The sequence below is a fragment of the Micromonospora psammae genome (genome assembly GCF_036902725.1).
In the GTDB taxonomy this organism is placed as follows: Bacteria; Actinomycetota; Actinomycetes; order Mycobacteriales; family Micromonosporaceae; genus Micromonospora.
Genome location: NZ_JBAKHM010000001.1, coordinates 115,402 through 133,405, shown reverse-complemented (window position 1 = coordinate 133,405; position 18,004 = coordinate 115,402). Strand labels below are relative to the sequence as shown.

At 73.7% G+C, this 18,004-nt stretch carries 16 protein-coding genes; 9 read left to right on the top strand and 7 right to left on the bottom strand.

Annotated elements, in window-relative coordinates; all coding sequences use genetic code 11:
• Window positions 1-26: 26 nt before the first annotated feature.
• From V6U79_RS00610 to mtrA, 3 genes are all read right to left on the bottom strand, one after another.
• Window positions 27-1,850, bottom strand: a complete 1,824-nt coding sequence (locus tag V6U79_RS00610; protein ID WP_334613064.1) for an LpqB family beta-propeller domain-containing protein — start codon at window positions 1,848-1,850, stop codon at window positions 27-29.
• Entirely contained in the window at window positions 1,847-3,532 is a 1,686-nt protein-coding gene (mtrB, locus tag V6U79_RS00605; RefSeq protein WP_442933252.1) for an MtrAB system histidine kinase MtrB, read from the bottom strand. The genes V6U79_RS00610 and mtrB overlap by 4 nt, the downstream gene beginning before the upstream one ends.
• 84 nt (window positions 3,533-3,616) lie before the next feature.
• Window positions 3,617-4,306 carry an MtrAB system response regulator MtrA gene (gene mtrA / locus V6U79_RS00600; protein ID WP_334519657.1) on the bottom strand — a complete coding sequence of 230 codons (690 nt, stop codon included), beginning with the start codon at window positions 4,304-4,306 and terminating at the stop codon, window positions 3,617-3,619.
• 220 nt (window positions 4,307-4,526) lie between these two features.
• On the opposite strand from mtrA, the gene V6U79_RS00595 reads away from it, so the two are divergent.
• Genes V6U79_RS00595 through V6U79_RS00575 form a run of 5 tightly spaced genes read left to right on the top strand, consistent with a single transcriptional unit; the run spans window position 4,527 to window position 9,748 of the window.
• Window positions 4,527-5,378 (top strand): hypothetical protein, encoded by an 852-nt coding sequence (locus V6U79_RS00595; protein ID WP_334613062.1) that lies wholly within the window; start codon window positions 4,527-4,529, stop codon window positions 5,376-5,378.
• A gap of 2 nt (window positions 5,379-5,380) precedes the next feature.
• A complete protein-coding gene (locus V6U79_RS00590) occupies window positions 5,381-6,067 on the top strand; it encodes a DUF4129 domain-containing protein (RefSeq protein ID WP_334613061.1) in 687 nt (228 codons plus the stop codon).
• The gene (locus tag V6U79_RS00585; RefSeq protein ID WP_334613060.1) at window positions 6,064-7,458 is read left to right on the top strand and encodes a DUF4350 domain-containing protein; all 1,395 of its coding nucleotides are present in this window, start codon (window positions 6,064-6,066) and stop codon (window positions 7,456-7,458) included. Before V6U79_RS00590 ends, V6U79_RS00585 begins: the two co-directional genes overlap by 4 nt.
• A gap of 56 nt (window positions 7,459-7,514) precedes the next feature.
• Window positions 7,515-8,444: an AAA family ATPase gene (locus V6U79_RS00580; protein WP_442933253.1), complete on the top strand. Its 930-nt coding sequence runs from the start codon at window positions 7,515-7,517 to the stop codon at window positions 8,442-8,444.
• Complete coding sequence (locus tag V6U79_RS00575) at window positions 8,441-9,748, top strand: DUF58 domain-containing protein (RefSeq protein ID WP_334613059.1); 1,308 nt, start codon at window positions 8,441-8,443, stop codon at window positions 9,746-9,748. Before V6U79_RS00580 ends, V6U79_RS00575 begins: the two co-directional genes overlap by 4 nt.
• Here V6U79_RS00575 and V6U79_RS00570 read toward each other — a convergent pair.
• Window positions 9,715-10,806 carry a stage II sporulation protein M gene (locus tag V6U79_RS00570; protein WP_334613058.1) on the bottom strand — a complete coding sequence of 364 codons (1,092 nt, stop codon included), beginning with the start codon at window positions 10,804-10,806 and terminating at the stop codon, window positions 9,715-9,717. The two genes, V6U79_RS00575 and V6U79_RS00570, sit on opposite strands and share 34 nt — an antisense overlap.
• Before the next feature lie 41 nt (window positions 10,807-10,847).
• Here V6U79_RS00570 and V6U79_RS00565 point away from each other — a divergent pair, with 41 nt between their 5' ends.
• Window positions 10,848-11,846, top strand: coding sequence for an RDD family protein (locus tag V6U79_RS00565; RefSeq protein WP_334613057.1), 999 nt, complete (start codon window positions 10,848-10,850; stop codon window positions 11,844-11,846).
• A 314-nt stretch (window positions 11,847-12,160) separates the two neighbouring features.
• Window positions 12,161-12,313 carry a hypothetical protein gene (locus V6U79_RS00560; protein WP_334519698.1) on the top strand — a complete coding sequence of 51 codons (153 nt, stop codon included), beginning with the start codon at window positions 12,161-12,163 and terminating at the stop codon, window positions 12,311-12,313.
• Window positions 12,314-12,463: 150 nt separating this feature from the next.
• Here V6U79_RS00560 and V6U79_RS00555 read toward each other — a convergent pair whose 3' ends face one another.
• Both V6U79_RS00555 and V6U79_RS00550 read right to left on the bottom strand, forming a co-directional pair.
• Entirely contained in the window at window positions 12,464-12,979 is a 516-nt protein-coding gene (locus tag V6U79_RS00555) for an allene oxide cyclase barrel-like domain-containing protein (RefSeq protein ID WP_334519701.1), read from the bottom strand.
• A 66-nt stretch (window positions 12,980-13,045) separates the two neighbouring features.
• On the bottom strand, window positions 13,046-14,101 hold the full coding sequence (locus V6U79_RS00550; protein ID WP_334613056.1) for an alpha/beta fold hydrolase: 1,056 nt from the start codon (window positions 14,099-14,101) through the stop codon (window positions 13,046-13,048).
• 266 nt (window positions 14,102-14,367) lie between these two features.
• Here V6U79_RS00550 and V6U79_RS00545 point away from each other — a divergent pair, with 266 nt between their 5' ends.
• Window positions 14,368-15,003: a response regulator gene (locus V6U79_RS00545; RefSeq protein ID WP_334519707.1), complete on the top strand. Its 636-nt coding sequence runs from the start codon at window positions 14,368-14,370 to the stop codon at window positions 15,001-15,003.
• Window positions 15,000-16,154 (top strand): sensor histidine kinase, encoded by a 1,155-nt coding sequence (locus V6U79_RS00540; RefSeq protein WP_334613055.1) that lies wholly within the window; start codon window positions 15,000-15,002, stop codon window positions 16,152-16,154. Before V6U79_RS00545 ends, V6U79_RS00540 begins: the two co-directional genes overlap by 4 nt.
• Window positions 16,155-16,336: 182 nt before the next feature.
• On the opposite strand, the gene ahcY is transcribed toward V6U79_RS00540, so the two are convergent.
• Window positions 16,337-17,824, bottom strand: a complete 1,488-nt coding sequence (gene ahcY / locus V6U79_RS00535) for an adenosylhomocysteinase (protein ID WP_334519713.1) — start codon at window positions 17,822-17,824, stop codon at window positions 16,337-16,339.
• Window positions 17,825-18,004: the final 180 nt, after the last annotated feature.

Genomic DNA, 18,004 nt, shown 5'->3' with positions numbered 1-18,004 from the left:
GCCCGCCGACGTCCCGCACGAGCCGCTCAGAACAGGAAGAAGGGCGCGGTCGGGCTGCCCGGCCGGACGCCCGCCGCCGGTGAAGCGGCCCGCACCTGGTCGCGACGGATGGTGTCGACCAACGGGTAGCGGTAGGCGACGCCGTTCGCCTCGTACATGATCGGCACGCCGGGCAACGGGCGCACCGGGTTCGTCGGGTACGTCGAGAGGTGGGTCACCCGGGCGCCCACGTCGGCCACCAGCGCCGTTTCCAGCGACCCGTCGACGCTGACCTCGTAGACCGCGGGACGCCCGGCCGTGCCGGCCAGGACCAGCGCGTTCTCCCCCGCCCACTCCACCGCCGACAGCTCCGTCAGCGAGGTCGGCACCCGCCGGACCAACCCCGGCGAGGCCACCCCGCCGTCCAGGTTCACCGCGGCCACGTAGAGCAGGCCACCGATGATCAGGGCGATCCGGTGCCCGTCCAGCGAGGCCGCGACCGCGGTCACCGGGCCGGAGACGTTCAGCGGCACCGGGAACATCCGGGCCCGGTGGTCGAAGCGGTAGAGCCGGCTGTCGGCCACCACCAGCCCGAACGGCTGGTCGGCGCCGAGGGAGCGCAGCCAGGCCGGCCGGCCGATCTGGCCGAACGTCTGCGAGCCCGGGTGCAGCACCGGCACCGGGTCGGCGCCGACCCCGGCGGTCAGCCGCTGCCGGCCGCCCGGCGCGGTCACCACCAGGGCGGCGAGGAGCTTGTCCTCCGCGCGGCTGACGCTCGCGGTGACCACGTCGCGATTGGCCGCCTCCGCCACCGGCACCGTGCCGCCCGGCTCGTCCGGGAAGGCCAGCGCGTGGATCGCGCCGTTGTAGACGGTGAAGCGCTGCGGACTCTCAGGCAGCGGGTAGAGCGGCTGGGCGAGGCGGTGCCGGTCCACGTCGTCGATGCGCACCCGGGACTGGTTGCGGGTGGTGATCTGGAGCTGCCCGTCCAGCTCCGGCAGCGACCAGGCGAGCTGGATGCCGAGCTTCTCCAACTTGCTCTTGTCGTCACCGGGCAGGTCGACGGTCACCTCCCAGCGATCGTCCGTCTCGACCGCGTTGTTGATCAGGGCGGTGCCGCTGGGCAGCCGGCTGACGCCGGTGCTGAGCCACTCCGACGGGCCGCCGACGAGCCACTTGACCACCTCGCTGACCAACCGCTCGTCCGGGACGACCAGCGGCAGGTAGCGCTGGTCGGCGACCAGACGGGTCTGGTCGGAGTTCCAGAAGTAGACGGGGCGGGTCTGGTAGTACTGTCGCAGCGCCCGGTCGCTGAGGAGCAGCACGTTGGGCGGGTCGACGACGTAGAAACCCGACCCGCCGGCGCCCTCCTGCCCGGCGCCGCGCAGCGAGAACCGGTACTCCGTCTCGGCGACCACCGGCGGGCCGAGCACGCCGTCGGCCCGCAGCTGGCCGATCTGCTGCACCCTCAGCCGGACGGTGAACAGGCCGCTGGCGTTCTCCGTGATGACCGGCTTCTCGCTCAGCCGGACCACGTTGACGGTGGTCTCCTTGCCCGGCTTCTTCTGCAACCGGTCGTTGCTCTCCGGCGCGATGAACAGCCGCACCCGCGCGTACGCCCCGTCCGGCTCCCCCGCCGCGGCGGCCAGGAAGTTGTTGACGAACGCCTCCCGGTCGCTCCCGCTGGCCGTCCGGGACGGCGGCTCGTCCCGGCGGAAGCTGGACGAGCCCGCCTCCGCCGCCGGCCCGGACCCGTCGACCTTGACCTCGGAGTTCTCCGGGATGCCGCAACCGGCCGGCGCGAGGGCCAGCAGCGCGGCGCAGAGCGCGCCCGCCACGGTCCGCCGCCGACCCGGTCCCCGCAGCCTCATGAACGCGCCTCCGCCCGGTCGTCGTCAGTGGCCGGGCGGCCCGGACCGATGGCCAGCGCACCCTCGTCGCCCGGCCCGATGGCCAGCAGCTCGCCGTGGCGGGGGCCGCCGAAGGGCAGGGTGGCGTCGGCCGGCACCAGGCGCAGCGGTGAGGTGGTGAGCCGGTCCCCGGCGCGGGCCGGCAGGGTGAGCCGGAACTGGGCGCCCTGGCCGGGCGCGCCCCACGCCTCCAGCCAGCCGCCGTGCAGTCGGGAGTCCTCCAGGCTGATCGACAGGCCGAGCCCGGTGCCGCCGGTCTGCCGGGCCCGGGACGGGTCGGCCCGCCAGAACCGGTTGAAGACCAGCTTCTCCTCCCCCGGCTTGAGCCCGACGCCGTGGTCGCGCACGGTGATCGCGACGGCGGTCTGGTCCATGCCGAGGGTGATCAGCACCGGCTTGGCCTCGCCGTGCTCGACCGCGTTGCCGACCAGGTTGCGCAGCACCCGCTCGACCCGGCGCGGGTCCACCTCGGCGATCACCGGGGTGGACGGCACGTCCAGCTCGATGGTCACGCCCACCCGCTCGGCGAGGCCGGCCAGCCGGTCGGCGACCCGGTGCACCACCGGCACCAGGTCGGTCGGCTCGGCGTCGAGCATGGCGAAGCCGGCGTCGAAGCGGCTGATCTCCAGCAGGTCGGTGAGCAACTCCTCGAACCGGTCCAGCTCGGCCTGGAGCAGCTCGGCGCTGCGGGCGACCGCCGGGTCGAACTCGTCGCGCTCGGCGAAGATCAGGTCGGCGGCCATCCGTACCGTGGTCAGCGGGGTGCGCAGCTCGTGCGACACGTCCGAGGTGAACCGGCGCTGGAGGCGGGACATCTCCTCCAGCCGCAGGATCTGCCGCTGGAGGTTGGTCGCCATCTGGTTGAAGGAGGCGGCGAGCAGGGCCAGGTCGTCCTCGCCGTTGACCACCATCCGCTGGTCGAGCAGGCCGGCGGAGAGCCGCTGCGCCGTCCGGGCGGCCACCCGGACCGGGGTCACCACCAGCCGGGTCACCAGCGCCGCGAGCAGCCCGAGCAGCAGCACCAGGGCCACCCCGGTGGCCAGCACGGTGGCCCGGGCGTCGACGGCGGTGGCGTCCTGCCGGTCCAGTGGCACGAGGTAGTAGAGCTCCACCTGACCGAACTGGGTCGGCACCGGCGAGCCGTACACCAGGTACTTCGTCCTGGCCCCGGTGAGCCGGCCGGTGCGGATCTGGTGGGCCACCTTGCCTTCGGCGACGGCCGCCCGCAGCTCCCGGCTGATCAGCGGTCGGACGTCGACCGCCGGCGAGGTCCGGGTCTCGATGATGCCCGCGTAGTTGTCGGCGGTGATCGCCACGACGACCCCGCTGGTCTGTTGCGGGTCACCCCCGGCCAGGTAGTTGACCGTGCCCTCGATGGTGTCCTGGAGCTGGGCGTCCTGCGCCTGGCTGTACAGGTTGAACTGCTTGGCCGCGTAGTCGCTGCCGTTGCGCAGCCGCAGCAGCACGTCGGTCTCGGCGTTCTCCAGCAGGATGCTGGTGATCTTGTCGGCGATCACGTACGCGGAGCCACCGACCAGCAGGCTGGACGCCACCAGCGTGATGCTGACCACCCGGACCTGCAACGAGCGGCGCCAGGTCTGGTGCAGGCCGGCGCCGAACCGGACGAACCGGCCGGCCAGCACACGCCCCAGCACCCGCGCGGCGGAACGCCAGCCGGCGGGGTGCTCGGGGGGTGGGTTCGAGGAGCTGGCCACAGTGCGACCAGGCTATCCGGTACCCGCCTTGTAGCCCACGCCCCGCACGGTCAGGATGATTTCCGGCCGCTCCGGATCCGGCTCGATCTTGGCGCGCAACCGCTGCACGTGCACGTTGACCAGGCGGGTGTCCGCCGCGTGCCGGTAGCCCCAGACCTGCTCCAGCAGCACCTCGCGGGTGAAGACCTGGCGTGGCTTGCGGGCGAGCGCGACCAGCAGGTCGAACTCCAGCGGGGTCAGCTTCACCTCCTCGCCGTCCCGGCTGACGGTGTGCGCCGGCACGTCGATGGTGATCTGGTTGCCGGGCGGCCCGATGGTCAGCATCTCCGGGGCGACGTCCTCGCCGCGGCGCAGCCGGGCCCGCATCCGGGCGACCAGCTCCTTGGGCTTGAACGGCTTGACCACGTAGTCGTCCGCGCCGGACTCCAGCCCGAGCACCACGTCCACGGTGTCGCTCTTGGCGGTCAGCATCACGATCGGCACGCCGGACTCGGTCCGGATCGCCCGGGCCACGTCGATACCGCTCATTCCGGGCAGCATCAGGTCGAGCAGGACGATGTCGGGCCGGTTGTCCCGGAACGCGGCGATTGCCCGTTCCCCGTCGGCGACGAAGGAGGGCAGGAAGCCCTCGCTGCGCAGGACGATGCCGAGCATCTCGGCGAGCGCGGGGTCGTCGTCGACCACCAGTACCCGGGCTCTCATGGGATTTATGTTTCCATCCCCGTTCAGTCTCGGTGGGATCGGCGTCACCCGGCACGGTACTGCGGTGGGTGGCGTCAACGCACGTTCCGACGCGGAAGATCGGCGGCGGAGCGGCCGGCACCGACCGCGCGGCGTGCGGGTCCACCCGATCGGACCGGGCGTGTCACCATGATCCCCGGGCGCCCGCCGCCCGCCCCCACCACCCCGTTCAGGAGTACGCGTGCCCGACGTCGGCCCGACCGCGGTGCTCCCGAGGCGCCCGCTCACCGTCGGCGAGCTGCTCGACTCCGCCGTCCTGCTGCTGCGCGGCCACGGCCGGCTGCTGATTCCGCTGGCCGCCGTCCTGGCCGTCGGCGAGCAGCTCCTGCTCTACCCGCTGCGGCTGCTCACCGACGTGGTGCCGCCGATCTGGTGGACCGAGTGGGGCGCGTTCGGCGGCTGGTGGGTGCTGCTCGCGGTGGGCGCCGGGACCGAGGCGGTGGTCGTCACCCTGCTCGGCGCCCCCGCCGCCCGGGCCGCCGGCGCGGCCCTGCTGGGCCGCCGGGCCGGCGTACGCGAACTGCTCCGTCCCGCCGGGGTCCGGTGGGGCGCCGCCCTGCTCCTCGCGCCGGTGGTGGGCCTGCTCGTCGCGCTGGCCGCGCTCCTCGGACCGCTCTGGATCGTCGGGTACGGCCTGCACGGGTCGGTGGCGCCGGCGCTGGTGCTGGACCGGGTGCCGGCCGGGCAGGTCCTGTCCCGCTCCGCGCGGATCGCCGTCCGGGGCGGGGGGCGGGTCGGCAACGTCCGGGTGCTGGGCTACCTGGGCTGGTGGATCCTGCGGGTCGGGGTGGCGCTCGGCCTCTTCTACGGCGTCGACCGGCTCGACCTGGTCGACCTCACCGACCCGGCGGTGGCCCCGGTCGCCGCCATGGTGGTCTGGGCCGCGGTGAACAGCGTCGCCTATCCGGCGTTGGCCTGCCTGGACGCGGTGACCCACCTGGACGCCCGGATGCGCGCCGAAGGGCTGGACATCCGCCTCTCCCGGGCGCCGGCCGGCACCCCGGAGCCCGCCCTGCTGGCGGCCGACCGGTGAGCGTGAGCCGGTGGTGGACCGAGGCGGTGGCCGCGCTCGGTGACGTCGTACCGCTGCCGCTGGCGGCGGTACTGCTGCTGGGCGTCGCGATCCTCGCCGCGCTGGCCTGGTACCACTTCCCGGCCTGGGTGCCGCGCCGCCTGCCCCGGGTCCGTCTCCCCCGCATGCGCCTCCCCCGGGTCCGGCGGCGCGCGCTCCGCCGGCCCCGGCTGCGGTGGCCGAGGCTACGGCTGCGGTGGCCGAGGCTGCGGCTGCGGTGGCCCCGGTGGCGGCGACGGGTACGCCGTACCGACCGCCGCCCGGTCGAGACCCCCCGACCGCCGCGCCCCCGGGTGAGCGACGACACCGCCGGGCCGGTCGCCCCGGCGGTCTCCCTCGCCGACCGGCTCGCCGCCGAGGGCCGGTTCGCCGAGGCCGTCCGGGAACGGCTGCGCGGGATGGTCCGGGCGCTGGTCGCGTCCCGCGCCGTCGAGCAGCGCCCCGGCATGACCGTCACCGAGCTGACCACGGCGGCGGCCCGCAGCCGTCCACCGGTCGACCCGACCCTGCGCGCGGCCGGCGCGATCTTCTCCGAACTCTGGTACGCCCAGCGTCCCGCCTCGGCCGAGCACGACCGGCGGATGCGGGAACTCGCCGACGAGCTGGACCGGGTGCTCGCCGGCCACCCCGAGGACGGTGCCGCCCGATGACCGCCACCGCCACCGCCACCGCCGCGCCGGCCGCCCGCCCGGCCCGCCGCCGTCGCCGGCACCGGGTGCTCATCCCCCTCGCGCTGGCTGCCGCGCTGTTCACCGGCACCCTGATCGCCCACGCGATGGACCAGCCCGACCCGACCGACCGCGGTTTCCTCTCCCCGGTCGCCGCCGGTGACGACGGGGGCAGCCGGCTCGCCGAGGCGCTGCGGGCGCAGGGCGTCACCGTGCAGCGGGAGACGGACCTCCTGCCGGCCCTGATCGCGCTCGACGACCGGCCCGCCACGCTCTTCGTGCCGGCGCCGGAGCTGCTGCACCAGGACACCGTCCACGCGCTGGGCGAACTGCCGGCCGGTCGCCGGCTGGTCCTGGTCGACCCGTCCCGCCGGGTGCTGGAGTCGGCCGGGATTCCGCTGGTGCCGACCGACCGGCGTTGGGCCACCCGGGCCGTCGGCCCCGCCGCCGGCGGCCGGGCCTGTCCGCTGCCGGAGGCCGTGCGGGCCGGCACCGCCGCCGCCGAGCGGCAGCGCTACGCCGCCGCGCCCGACCGCTCGGTCCTTCTCGACCGCTGCTACGCCGACGGCCTGGTCCGCCTGCCCGGCGACGTCGTGGTGATCGGCGCCAGCGACCCGTTCCGCAACGAGCGGATCGGCGAGCACGGCAACCGGGCCCTGGCCACCGGGCTGCTCGGCGGGTCGGGTCGGGTGGTCTGGCTCGACCTGGACGGCCCCGCGCCGCCCCCGCGCGTCGGCACCGGAAGCAGCGGCCCACCCGCCTGGTCCCCCACCCCGGACGACCGCACCACCCCGGGCGGCACCGCCGATTCCACGGGCGGGGGCGACGGCTCCGGCGAACCGGGCGACGGCGGCGAGGGCAGCGCCGGTGAGCGCGAGGGCGAACAGTCCGAGCAGGCCCAGCGGCCCGACCCGGCGAATCCGCTCTGGGCCGCCTTCCCCGCCTGGTTCTGGGCGCTGCTGGTGCAGCTCGCGCTCGCGGCGCTGCTGGTGGTGCTCTGGCGCGCCCGCCGGCTCGGCCCGCCGGTCACCGAGCCCCTGCCCGTCCGGGTCCGCTCCGCAGAGACCGTCCTCGGCCGGGCCCGGCTGTACCGCCGCGCCCACGCCCACGCCGCAGCGGCCGGGACGCTGCGCGCGGCCGCCCTGGACCGGCTGCGGACCCGGCTCCAACTGCCCGCCACCACACCGCAGGCCGAGGTCGCCGGGCGGGTCGCCGCAAGGGCCGGCGACCCGCCGGAGGAGATCCGGGAGCTGCTGTACGGCGCGGAGCCGGGCTCCGACGCCGAGCTGCTGGCGCTGGCCCGGTCTCTGGACCGGCTGACCCGTACGGTGACCGCGCACCCCGACCACCCGACCGAAGGAGACCACCGGTGACCCGACCCGCCACGACCGCCGAGACGACGGCCGGCCCGGAGGACGCCCGGGCCGCCCTGCACCGGCTGCGCGCCGAGGTGGCGAAGGCGGTCGTCGGGCAGGACGCCGTGGTCACCGGGTTGGTGATCGCGCTGCTCTGCCGCGGCCACGTCCTGCTGGAGGGCGTACCCGGGGTGGCCAAGACGCTGCTGATCCGCACCGTCGCGGCGGCGCTGGACCTGGGCTCGAAGCGGGTCCAGTTCACCCCCGACCTGATGCCCGGCGACGTCACCGGGTCGCTGATCTTCGACCCGCACACCGCCGCGTTCACCTTCCGGGAAGGTCCGGTCTTCACCAACCTGCTGCTCGCCGACGAGATCAACCGGACGCCGCCGAAGACCCAGTCGGCGCTGCTGGAGGTGATGGAGGAGCGCCAGGTCTCCGTCGAGGGCGCCCGCCGGGCGCTGCCCGACCCGTTCATCGTGGCCGCCACCCAGAACCCCGTCGAGTACGAGGGCACCTATCCGCTGCCCGAGGCGCAGTTGGACCGGTTCCTGCTCAAGCTGACGGTGCCGCTGCCCAACCGGGACGAGGAGCTGGGGGTGCTGCGCGCGCACCACGCCGGCTTCGACCCGCGCGACCTGGCCGCCGCCGGCGTACGGCCGGTGGCCAACGCCGCCGACCTGGCGGCGGCCCGCGCCGCGGTGGGCCGGGTGCACGTGGCCGAGCCGGTGCTCGGCTACATCGTGGACCTGTGCCGGGCCACCCGGGCCACCCCGGCGCTGGAGCTGGGCGCCTCGCCCCGGGGCGCGACGGCGCTGCTCAACACGGCGAAGGCGTGGGCCTGGCTGGCCGGCCGGGACCACGTCACCCCGGACGACGTGAAGGCCACCGCCCGGCCGACGCTGCGGCACCGGCTGCGGCTGCGACCCGAGGTCGAGCTGGAGGGCGTCGGGGTGGACACGGTGCTGGACACGGTGCTGGCCACCGTGCCGACGCCGCGATGACCTGGCGGGCGGCCGTCCTGCTGCTGGCGGGCGCGCTGACCCTGCCGGCCTGGCCGGCGCCGTTCGTCGGGGTCGCGGTGATGACCGGCGCCGTGCTGCTGCTCTGCGCCGTGGACTGGGCGCTGGCCGCACCGCTGCACGCGGTGACCGCCGGCCGCGACGGCGACCGGACGGTACGCCTCGGCGACACCGCCACGGTGACGCTGCGCCTGACCAACACCTCCCCCCGGACGCTCCGCGCCCAGGTGCGCGACGCCTGGGTGCCCTCGGCGGGAGCCCGGCCGGACGTACCACCGGACCGGCCGGTGCGGGTCGGGCCCGGCGGCGTCGCGGCGCTGCCCACCCGGTTGACCCCCACCCGGCGCGGTGACCGGCCGGCGGTGGCCCTGGCGGTGCGGTCGCTGGGCCCGCTGGGGCTGGCGTTCCGGCAGCGGGCGGGGCGGCCCGCCGTGCCGGCCTGGACGCTGCGGGTGCTGCCCCGCTTCGACTCCCGGCGGCACCTGCCGGAGAAGCTCTCCCGGCTGCGGGTGATCGACGGCATGCAGGTGAGCCGGGGCCGGGGGCAGGGCACCGAGTTCGACACGCTGCGCGAGTACGTGGTCGGCGACGACGTCCGGTCGATCGACTGGCGGGCCAGCGCCCGCCGGTCCGACGTGCTGGTGCGTACCTGGCGGCCGGAGCGGGACCGGCGGCTGGTCTGCGTGCTGGACACCGGCCGGACCTCGGCCGTGCGGGTCGGCGACGAGCCCCGGCTGGACACCGCGATCGACGCCGCGCTGCTGCTCACCGCGCTGGCCACCCGGGCCGGGGACCGGGTGGACCTGATCGCCGCGGACGCCGCGATCCGGGCCACCGTGACCGGCAGCCGCCCGGCCCTGCTCAATCGGGTGGTGACCGCGCTGGCGCCGCTGCAACCGGCGCTGGTGGAGACGGACTTCGCGCTGGTCGTCGGGGAGATCCTGCGCCGGGAGCGGCAGCGCAGCCTGGTGGTGCTCTTCACCGCCCTGGAGGCGGGCGCGCTCGGCGAGGGGCTGCTGCCGGTGCTGCCCCGGCTCGCCGCCCGGCACCGGGTGGTGGTGGCGGCCGTGCACGACCCGGTGCTCACCCGGCTGACCGCCGCGGCCCCGGTCGGGCGCGCGGACGTGTACGCGGCGGCGGCGGCCTGGCGGGCGCTGGCCGAACGGGACCGCGTCCGCACCGCCCTGGCCCGCTACGGCGTCACGGTGGTCGACGCTCCCGCCGACCGCCTCGCCCCCACCCTCGCCGACACCTACCTCCGGCTGAAGGCCCTCGGCCAACTCTGACCCGACTCCGACTCCGGCCCGGGTGTCGTGAGGGTGGGTGGGTGCCAGGCGCGGGCCGGGTCGGTGGAGGGCCAGAGCTCGGCCAGCCAGGGGTCGACGCGTTCGACGGCGGCCGACTCGGCGGCGACCGCGCGACGGCCCAGGACCACCACGTACCCGAGGAAGGCCAGCCAGACCGCGGCTCCGAGCCCCACCCGCAGCACGACCGGCACGGGCGCCGGCGTCACGAACGCCTCCACCAGCGCGGCGACCGCGAAGAGCCCGACCAGGCCCACCGCGACCAGCACCGCCGAGCGGCCCGCCTCGGCGACCGCCCGGCCCCGGCTCAGCTGCGGCGGCGGGGCGATCCAGGCCCAGGCGGTACGCAGGCCCACCCCGGCGGCGACGAAGACCCCGGTCAACTCCAGCAGGCCGTGCGGGGTGATCAGGCCGAAGAAGACGTCCGCCCGGCCGTAGGAGACCATCACCCCGCCGACCACGCCGACGTTGAGCGCGTTCTCCCAGAGCAGGTAGAACACCGGCACCACCAGCACCCCGGAGGCCAGGCACTGCGCGGCGATCCAGGCGTTGTGGGTCCACAGGTGGAAGGCGAAGGTCGGCGCGGCGAACTCGGTGTAGTAGCCGGCGAAGCCGGAGTCCACCAGATCGGCGGCCGCCTCCGGGCCGATGAACGCCGCCGCGGTGTTCGGGTTGTCCGCGACGTACCAGATGAGGAAGCCGCTGAGCAGGCTGAACCCGGTCGCCACGGCACACCACCAGGGCCAGGCGCGGTAGACGGCGGCCGGGAAGCCGACGGTGAGGAACCGGCCGACCGCGGCCACCGACGGCCGGCGTCGCCCGGTGATCCGGGCCCGCGCCCGGAGCACCAACTGGGAGAGGCGGGTGACCAGCGCCGGATCGGGCAGGCGGCTGGCCAGCACGGAGAGGTGGGTGGCCGCGCGCTGGTAGAGCGCGATCAGCTCGTCGATCTCGTCGGCGTCGAGCCGTCGCCGGTCGCAGAGCTGTTCCAGCCGACGCCACTCGTGCCCGTGCTCGGCGACGTACGCGTCGAGATCCACTGGTCCTCCCCCGTCCGGCGCCCATAGTGTTCACTGTCCGGGTGAGAGCGCAACCTCCGGTGCCCGCCGCGACGGCCGACCGCGCCACCGGCTGGGCGGACGCCGGTCTGGTCAGCGGCGAGGCGGTACGGCTGGACGTCCGGGCCGCCCGGCTGGGCTCGCGGGTGCTGGCGTTGCTGCTCGACATCCTGGTGCAGGCGGTCACGGCGGTGCTGCTGCTGGGCGTGCTGATCCCGCTGTCGCTGCTCCTGCTGCCCGACCTCGTGGTGGACCAGGCCCTGGAGAACGGCCTGCGCACCGCCGGCCTGGTGCTCCTGCTGGTCGGCTACCCGGTGCTCTGCGAACGCTTCAACCACGGCCGCACGGTCGGCAAGATGGCCGTCGGGCTGCGGGTGGTCGGTGCGGACGGTGGGCCGGTCGGGCTGCGGCAGTCGCTCATGCGGGCGCTGGTCGGGGTCGCCGTGGAGTGGCCGGGGCTGGTGCTGCCCCTGCTGAGCTGGGTGGCGGGCGTGGCGGTGATGCTGACCGACCCGCGTGGGCGGCGGCTGGGCGACCTGGTGGCCGGCACCATGGTCGTGCACACCCGCGCCACGCAGCCCTGGCGCCCCGCCCCGATGATCATCCCGCCCCTGGTCCCCTGGGCGGTCACCCTCGACCTGACCCGGCTGGACGACGCGCTGGCGCTGGCCGTGCGGCAGTACCTGACCCGGGAGCGGCAGCTCGTCGAGCCGTCCCGGACCCGCCTGGCCGGCGGGTTGTGGCAGGAGGTGGCCGCGGTGACGGCCCCGCCGCCGCCGGCCGGCGTACCGGAGTACCTGCTGCTGGCGGCGGTGCTGGCCGAACGGAACCGGCGCGGCGCGCTCCAGCTGCGGCGTACCCGCGCGGTCACCGCGACGCTCTGGCCCGAGCTGGCCCCGGCACCGCCCGCCGGCTCCGCGCCGGAGCCGGCGCCCGTGCCGGCGGGCCTGCGCCCGGCGGTCCCGGCCGCCCGCTCCGGCACCCCCGCCCCGGTACGCCCCGGAGCCCCCGACCACCCCTGACGGGCGGCCCGGGGGGGGTCGGCCAGCGGACGCCTCGATGGCCGCAGTCCGGGTGACCCGCCCGTCGGTCCGCTCCCCGGTGGTCCGCGGCATGGAAGTGGCATGGCAGGATCAGTCCACCCTTGAGCGAGGCGCACTATGACCACTTCCATCGTCGAACCGGCCGGTCCGCCGTCGCCGGTGACCTGCAGCCCGCCGCCTACACGGACGTCCGGCCCATCACCCGGCCGCGCACCGGGTGGGTCGGCGGCGACCCGGCCGGACGTGGCCCGGTGCCGCCCGCACCCGACCCCCCGCCTCGTCGGGCACCGGGCATGAGGAGCCTGCTGCCGTGGCTGGCGGTGCTGGCGCTGGTCGTGCTCCTCAGCGAGCTGCGGATGCGCCCGCTGGCCGTCGCGGTGTCGCTCGCCTGGCTGGCCTGGTGCGTCTGGACGTGGATCCGCCCCACCCGCCGCCCACCCCGCTGAGCCGGCCGAATCCAGCGCCGGACACGCACGCCCGACGCCGCCCGGCCCACCTGCTACGCGAGGTGGTCTGGCCGCCTCGCGTTCTCGGACCGGCTCGGCCCGTCCACCCGGCCGAGCCGGTCCGACCACGATCGGTTCGGTAACCGGCCGTCAGCGCTTCAGATGAACCGTGAAGTGCCGCTCCGTTTCACCAGCCGGAACGGTGCGAACGAAGCCCTGGGCGTTGCGGTAGTCGCCCGAACCGCCGGTGATGCCGACATCGACAGATGAGGGGGCCGGCAGGTGGAGCAGAGCCTGCGCGGCGAACTGTCCCTCGGGCAGAGAGAACGTGCCCACGCACTGCAGCGCGGCCGGGTCGACACTGGTGTACGTGCAGACCACACTGTGATCGCCGACCTTCTTGCCGTCACGGTAGAGGTCTTCGTGGACGACGCGCTGGTCCCCCAGACTGACTCCCTCCTGGCCCAGATCGAGATCTGCGATCGCGGTCTGCTTGCCGACCAACTCGAAGGCCTGTGTGCGCTCCTCAACCACCGGGGCGATGGTGAAGCTCGACGTGTCGGCCGAGGCCGACGGGGCGAGGGCGACGGCACCGACGATCGCAGCGGCCACTCCGGTGACCGCACTCAGATAACGCAACCTGGTGTTCTTCAGCGCATTCGACATGTTGCTGCTCCATTCCTCAGGATGTGTCGCTCTCGTGGCCAGCAAGGTGGAGAACCTCGCCGCTGGTCAGAACCGGTCGACGTCGAGAACGGCTCGGGCGAACGCCTCGGGTGCCTCCTGTGGCACGTTGTGGCCGATGCCCTTGAGTGTCCGGTGGTCATAGGGTCCGGTGAACTTGTCCCGGTAGGCCACGCCGTCGCCGGCCGGGGTGAAGGGGTCCAACTCCCCGTCGAGGGTGATGGTGGGCACGGCGATGGCGGGCGCAGCCGCGAGGCGCGCCTCGAGCCCGTCGTAGCGGGGGTCGCCCTCGGCCAGGCCCAGCCGCCAGCGGTAGTTGTGGATCACGATGGGAACGTGGTCGGGGTTGTCGAATGCCGCCGCCGTGCGATCGAAGGTGGCGTCGCCGAAGTTCCACGTCGGGGAAACGTTGCGCCAGATGAGCTTCGCGAAATCGCGCCGGTACTTCTCGTAGCCCAGCGCACCGCGTTCGGTGGCGAAGTAGTACTGGTACCACCATGCCCACTCGGCCGCCGGGGGCAGCGGCAGCTTGTTCTTCTCCCGGTTGGTGATGAGGTAGCCGGTCACGGAGACCAGGGCCTTGCACCGGTTCGGCCAGAGTGCGGCAATGATGTCGGCGGTCCGCGATCCCCAGTCGAAGCCTCCGAGCACGGCCTTCCTGATCCTCAGCGCGTCCATGAGGGCGATGATGTCGAGGGCGACCACCGACTGCTGCGCGTTGCGGAACGTATCGGGTGAGAGAAAGCTCGTGGTGCCGTGTCCGCGCAGGTAGGGAATGATGACTCGGTAGCCCTCAGCCGCCAGTAGGGGCGCGACGCCCACGTAGCTGTGGATGTCGTACGGCCACCCGTGCAGGAGGATGACGACCGGTCCGCGGGCCGGACCGACTTCGGCGTAGCCGACGGTGAGTTCGCCGGCCTTGACCTGTTTCAGCGTCGGGAAGGTGCCGTGGCCCGTGTCTGGTGTCGGCGCCGTCTTCTCGGCGCCGGGCCCGGACGGCGGGGCCGCTGCCGCCGGGAAGCGGCTCAGGCCGATCAGGGATGCCGCAGCCGTTCCGGCTGCGCCAGCGCCGAGGACCTTGCCGAAGGTGCGCCTGTCCATCATCTGTGAACCGTTCTGTCCGTGTCGACCGACCCGGGCGCTGCACACCCGGCCGTGAGTTCTGACCACCAATCGTGGTGTTCTGACGTCTGGAATGCCTCAGGGTCTGTCCGCAGAGATGCTTCGGGTTTCCCGCACCCGCCGCTATGGCACCTGTCGCTTCAGGTCCCACCCATCGCTGCACCGCTTCCCGGGGCCCGGACCGGGCCGGCCTCACGGAGTACCTTTGCTCCCATGACTGCCGACCGCGCTGCGTTGGGGGTGGAGACGTGTCGCGCCATACCGTGGTGATCGCTGACGATCACCCCGTGGTCCGTGCGGGCATGCGGGTGCTCTTGTCCCAGGACGAGGCGTTCGAGATCGTCGCCGAAAGCTCCACGGTGCCGGAAACCGTACAGACCGTGACACAGCACCAGCCTTCCGTGCTGGTGCTGGACCTCACCCTGGCCGGCCGATCCAGCCTGCCCTCGATCCCCGACCTGCTCGCCGCGTCACCGGGTACCCGGATTCTGGTCCTCACGATGCAGGAGGATCCCGCGTTCGCCCGCGCGGCCCTGCGGATCGGGGCGGCCGGTTACCTGCTCAAGGAAGCGGCGGCGGAGGAACTGGTCGGTGCGGCTCGTCAGGTCATCAAGGGAGCCACATACCTTCAACCCGCCATGGGCGCCCGACTGGCCACCGCGGACGCCGGCGCTCCCGGCACCGATGGGGACGCCTCTTTGACGGCGCGCGAGCTTCAGGTCCTCTCGCTGCTCGCCCTGGGCCACACCAACCAGGAGATCGCCCAACGTCTCTACGTGTCCGTTCGGACAGTGGAGACCCACCGCGCCAAGGTTCGGGACAAGCTCGGGACCGAGACACGGGCGGAACTCATCGCCGCGGCTCGCGAGCACGGGCTGGGATGAACAGCACGCTGCGAGCCAAGGCCGGCCCGGTCACGGAGGTTACCGGCGCCGCGCTGCTCGCCATCGCCTTCGCGGTCGAGCTCCTCCAGCAGCAGCCTGTCTGGGTGATGAGGTTCTCCCTCGGCGCAGCCGTCGGCCTGATCATCGCAGCGGCACTCAGCACCGCCGTCCGGCGGGCCTGGTTGGCGGCCCTGTGCGGGCTCGCACTCGTACTCGCCGTGGCACAGCTGGCTCGCATGACCGACGAGCCGCTCGTCAACGGCCTGAACATCGTGCCTCTCCTGCTGATCGGCGGCGCCGCCATGCTGGGCCGCAGTGCGGTGTCGCGCCGGCACAGTCTCGCGCGGGAGCGGGCTCAGGCCCGTAGCGACGGCGAGGAACGCGAACGTCGGCGCTGGGCCCGTGAGTTGCACGACGAGACCCTTCAAGAGCTGGTCGCTGTGCAGCTCGTCCTGGCCTCCGCCGGCACCGGCCAGTCCGCCACGAACGAGGCCATCGACCAGGCGCGGAGTCTGATCGCGAACCAGATCACATCCTTGCGGCACCTGATCGTGGAAATGCGGCCCTACGCCCTCGACCAGCTCGGACTCGCGCCGGCTCTGGAGACGCTGTGCCGCCGTACGAAGGAAATTGTGGGGCTCGACGCGGAACTGCGCGTCGGCGCGGAGTGGAGCCGGCTCGAGGACGAGTTGTCACCGGAGGCCCAGGCCCACATCTACCGCATCGTGCAGGAAGCGGTGAACAACGCGGCCAAGCACGCCCAGGCGAGGCACCTTCTCGTGGAACTGGACAGCGACGACCGCACGATCAGCGTGACGATCAGGGACAACGGCCGCGGGATGGCCCGGCAGCCGGCCATCCCGGTCGAGCGGTCGGAGCTCCGCACGATGGTCTCCACCGGCACCGGGCTGCCCGCCATGCGCGAGCGCGGCCACCTGCTGAACGGGCACCTCACCGTTGATTCCGCCCCCGGAGGCGGAACCTGCGTCACCCTCCTGATACCCCGTCATGCCGAGCGCCGCTCCAGGTGGCGGGAGTTTTCACCTTCCCCCGTGCTCGGAATGCCCGGTTCTGCGACCGGGACGGCGTCCCTGCACAGTGCCCTTCTCAAGCTGATCAAGCAGCCCCGGGCGAGCGTGTCCGACCATTGAACCGGTCCATGCCCGCCTTGCCGCCCGCAACTCGGGCCGAATGCCCCGAATCAGCGCTCCGGTAAGCCCGTCCGTCACGCACGTGATGGTGCGGGGCCGTATCGCCGCGCCGGGCGGGCCGCGTACGCGAAGAAGGACCGGGTCGGCCGCACGGCGGCCGACCCGGTCCTTCTTCGGGGAACTCAGTAGCGGTAGTGCTCCGGCTTGAACGGGCCCTCGACGGAGACGCCGAGGTACGACGCCTGCTCCTTGGTCAGCTGGGTCAGCTTCGCGCCGAGCGCGTCCAGGTGCAGCCGGGCGACCTTCTCGTCCAGCGCCTTCGGGAGCACGTACACGCCGATCGGGTACTCCTCGGTCTTGGTGTACAGCTCGATCTGGGCGATGGTCTGGTTGGAGAACGAGTTCGACATCACGAAGCTCGGGTGCCCGGTGGCGTTGCCCAGGTTCAGCAGGCGGCCCTCGGAGAGCACGATGATGGCGTGACCGTCGGCGAACTTCCAGAGGTCGACCTGCGGCTTGATGTTGACCCGCTCGACGTCCGGACGCTTCGCCAGGCCGGCCATGTCGATCTCGTTGTCGAAGTGGCCGATGTTGCCGACGATGGCCTGGTGCTTCATCCGGGCCATGTGCTCGTTGGTGATGACGTCGTAGCAGCCGGTCGCGGTGATGAAGATGTCGGCCTGCTCGACCACGTCGTCCAGGGTGGCGACCTGGTAGCCGTCCATCGCCGCCTGGAGCGCGCAGATCGGGTCGACCTCGGTCACCACGACCCGGGCGCCCTGGCCGCGCAGCGACTCCGCGCAGCCCTTGCCCACGTCGCCGTAGCCCATGACGACGGCCATCTTGCCGCCGATCAGCACGTCGGTGGCCCGGTTGATGCCGTCGATCAGCGAGTGGCGGCAGCCGTACTTGTTGTCGAACTTGCTCTTGGTCACCGAGTCGTTGACGTTGATGGCCGGGAAGAGCAGGGTGCCGGCGCGGTGCATCTCGTAGAGCCGGTGCACGCCGGTGGTGGTCTCCTCGGTGACCCCCTTGATCCCCGAGGCGATCCGGGTCCAGCGCTGGCCGTCCTCGGCGAGCGAGCGGTGCAGCAGCCCGAGGATGACCGCGTACTCCTCGGAGTCGGCGGACTCGACCGGCGGGACGACCCCCGCCTTCTCGAACTCGACGCCCTTGTGGACGAGCAGGGTGGCGTCACCGCCGTCGTCGAGGATCATGTTGGGGCCGTGGCCGTCGGGCCAGGTGAGCACCTGCTCGGTGCACCACCAGTACTCCTCCAGGCTCTCGCCCTTCCAGGCGTACACCGGGACGCCGGCGGGCGCCTCGGGGGTGCCGGTCGGGCCGACCACGATCGCCGCGGCGGCGTGGTCCTGGGTGGAGAAGATGTTGCAGGACGCCCAACGGACCTGGGCGCCGAGCGCGACCAGGGTCTCGATCAGGACGGCGGTCTGGATGGTCATGTGCAGCGAGCCGGTGACGCGGGCGCCGGCGAGGGGCTGGGCGTCGGCGAACTCGCGACGGATCGCCATCAGGCCGGGCATCTCGTGCTCGGCGAGCTGGATCTCCTTGCGCCCGAACTCGGCGAGCGACAGATCCGCCACCTTGTAGTCGCCCTCGGCGAGGGTGCTCGGCCGCGCGCCGCTGGTGGACGCCGGGAGGGTGCTGGTCATGAAGGCTCCTGTCGAACGATGTGCTGCGCGACCTTCCACCTTACGCGCGCGCCGTAGCGCCGCTCCGCGCGGCCGTGGGCAGCGCACGGGGCGGTCGGTGGTGGACGGTCTCCCGCCCACACGCCGGCCGCCCCGCGCATCCCCCCGGTTTGGTTTCCCCCGCGCGCCGCCGGACCTTCG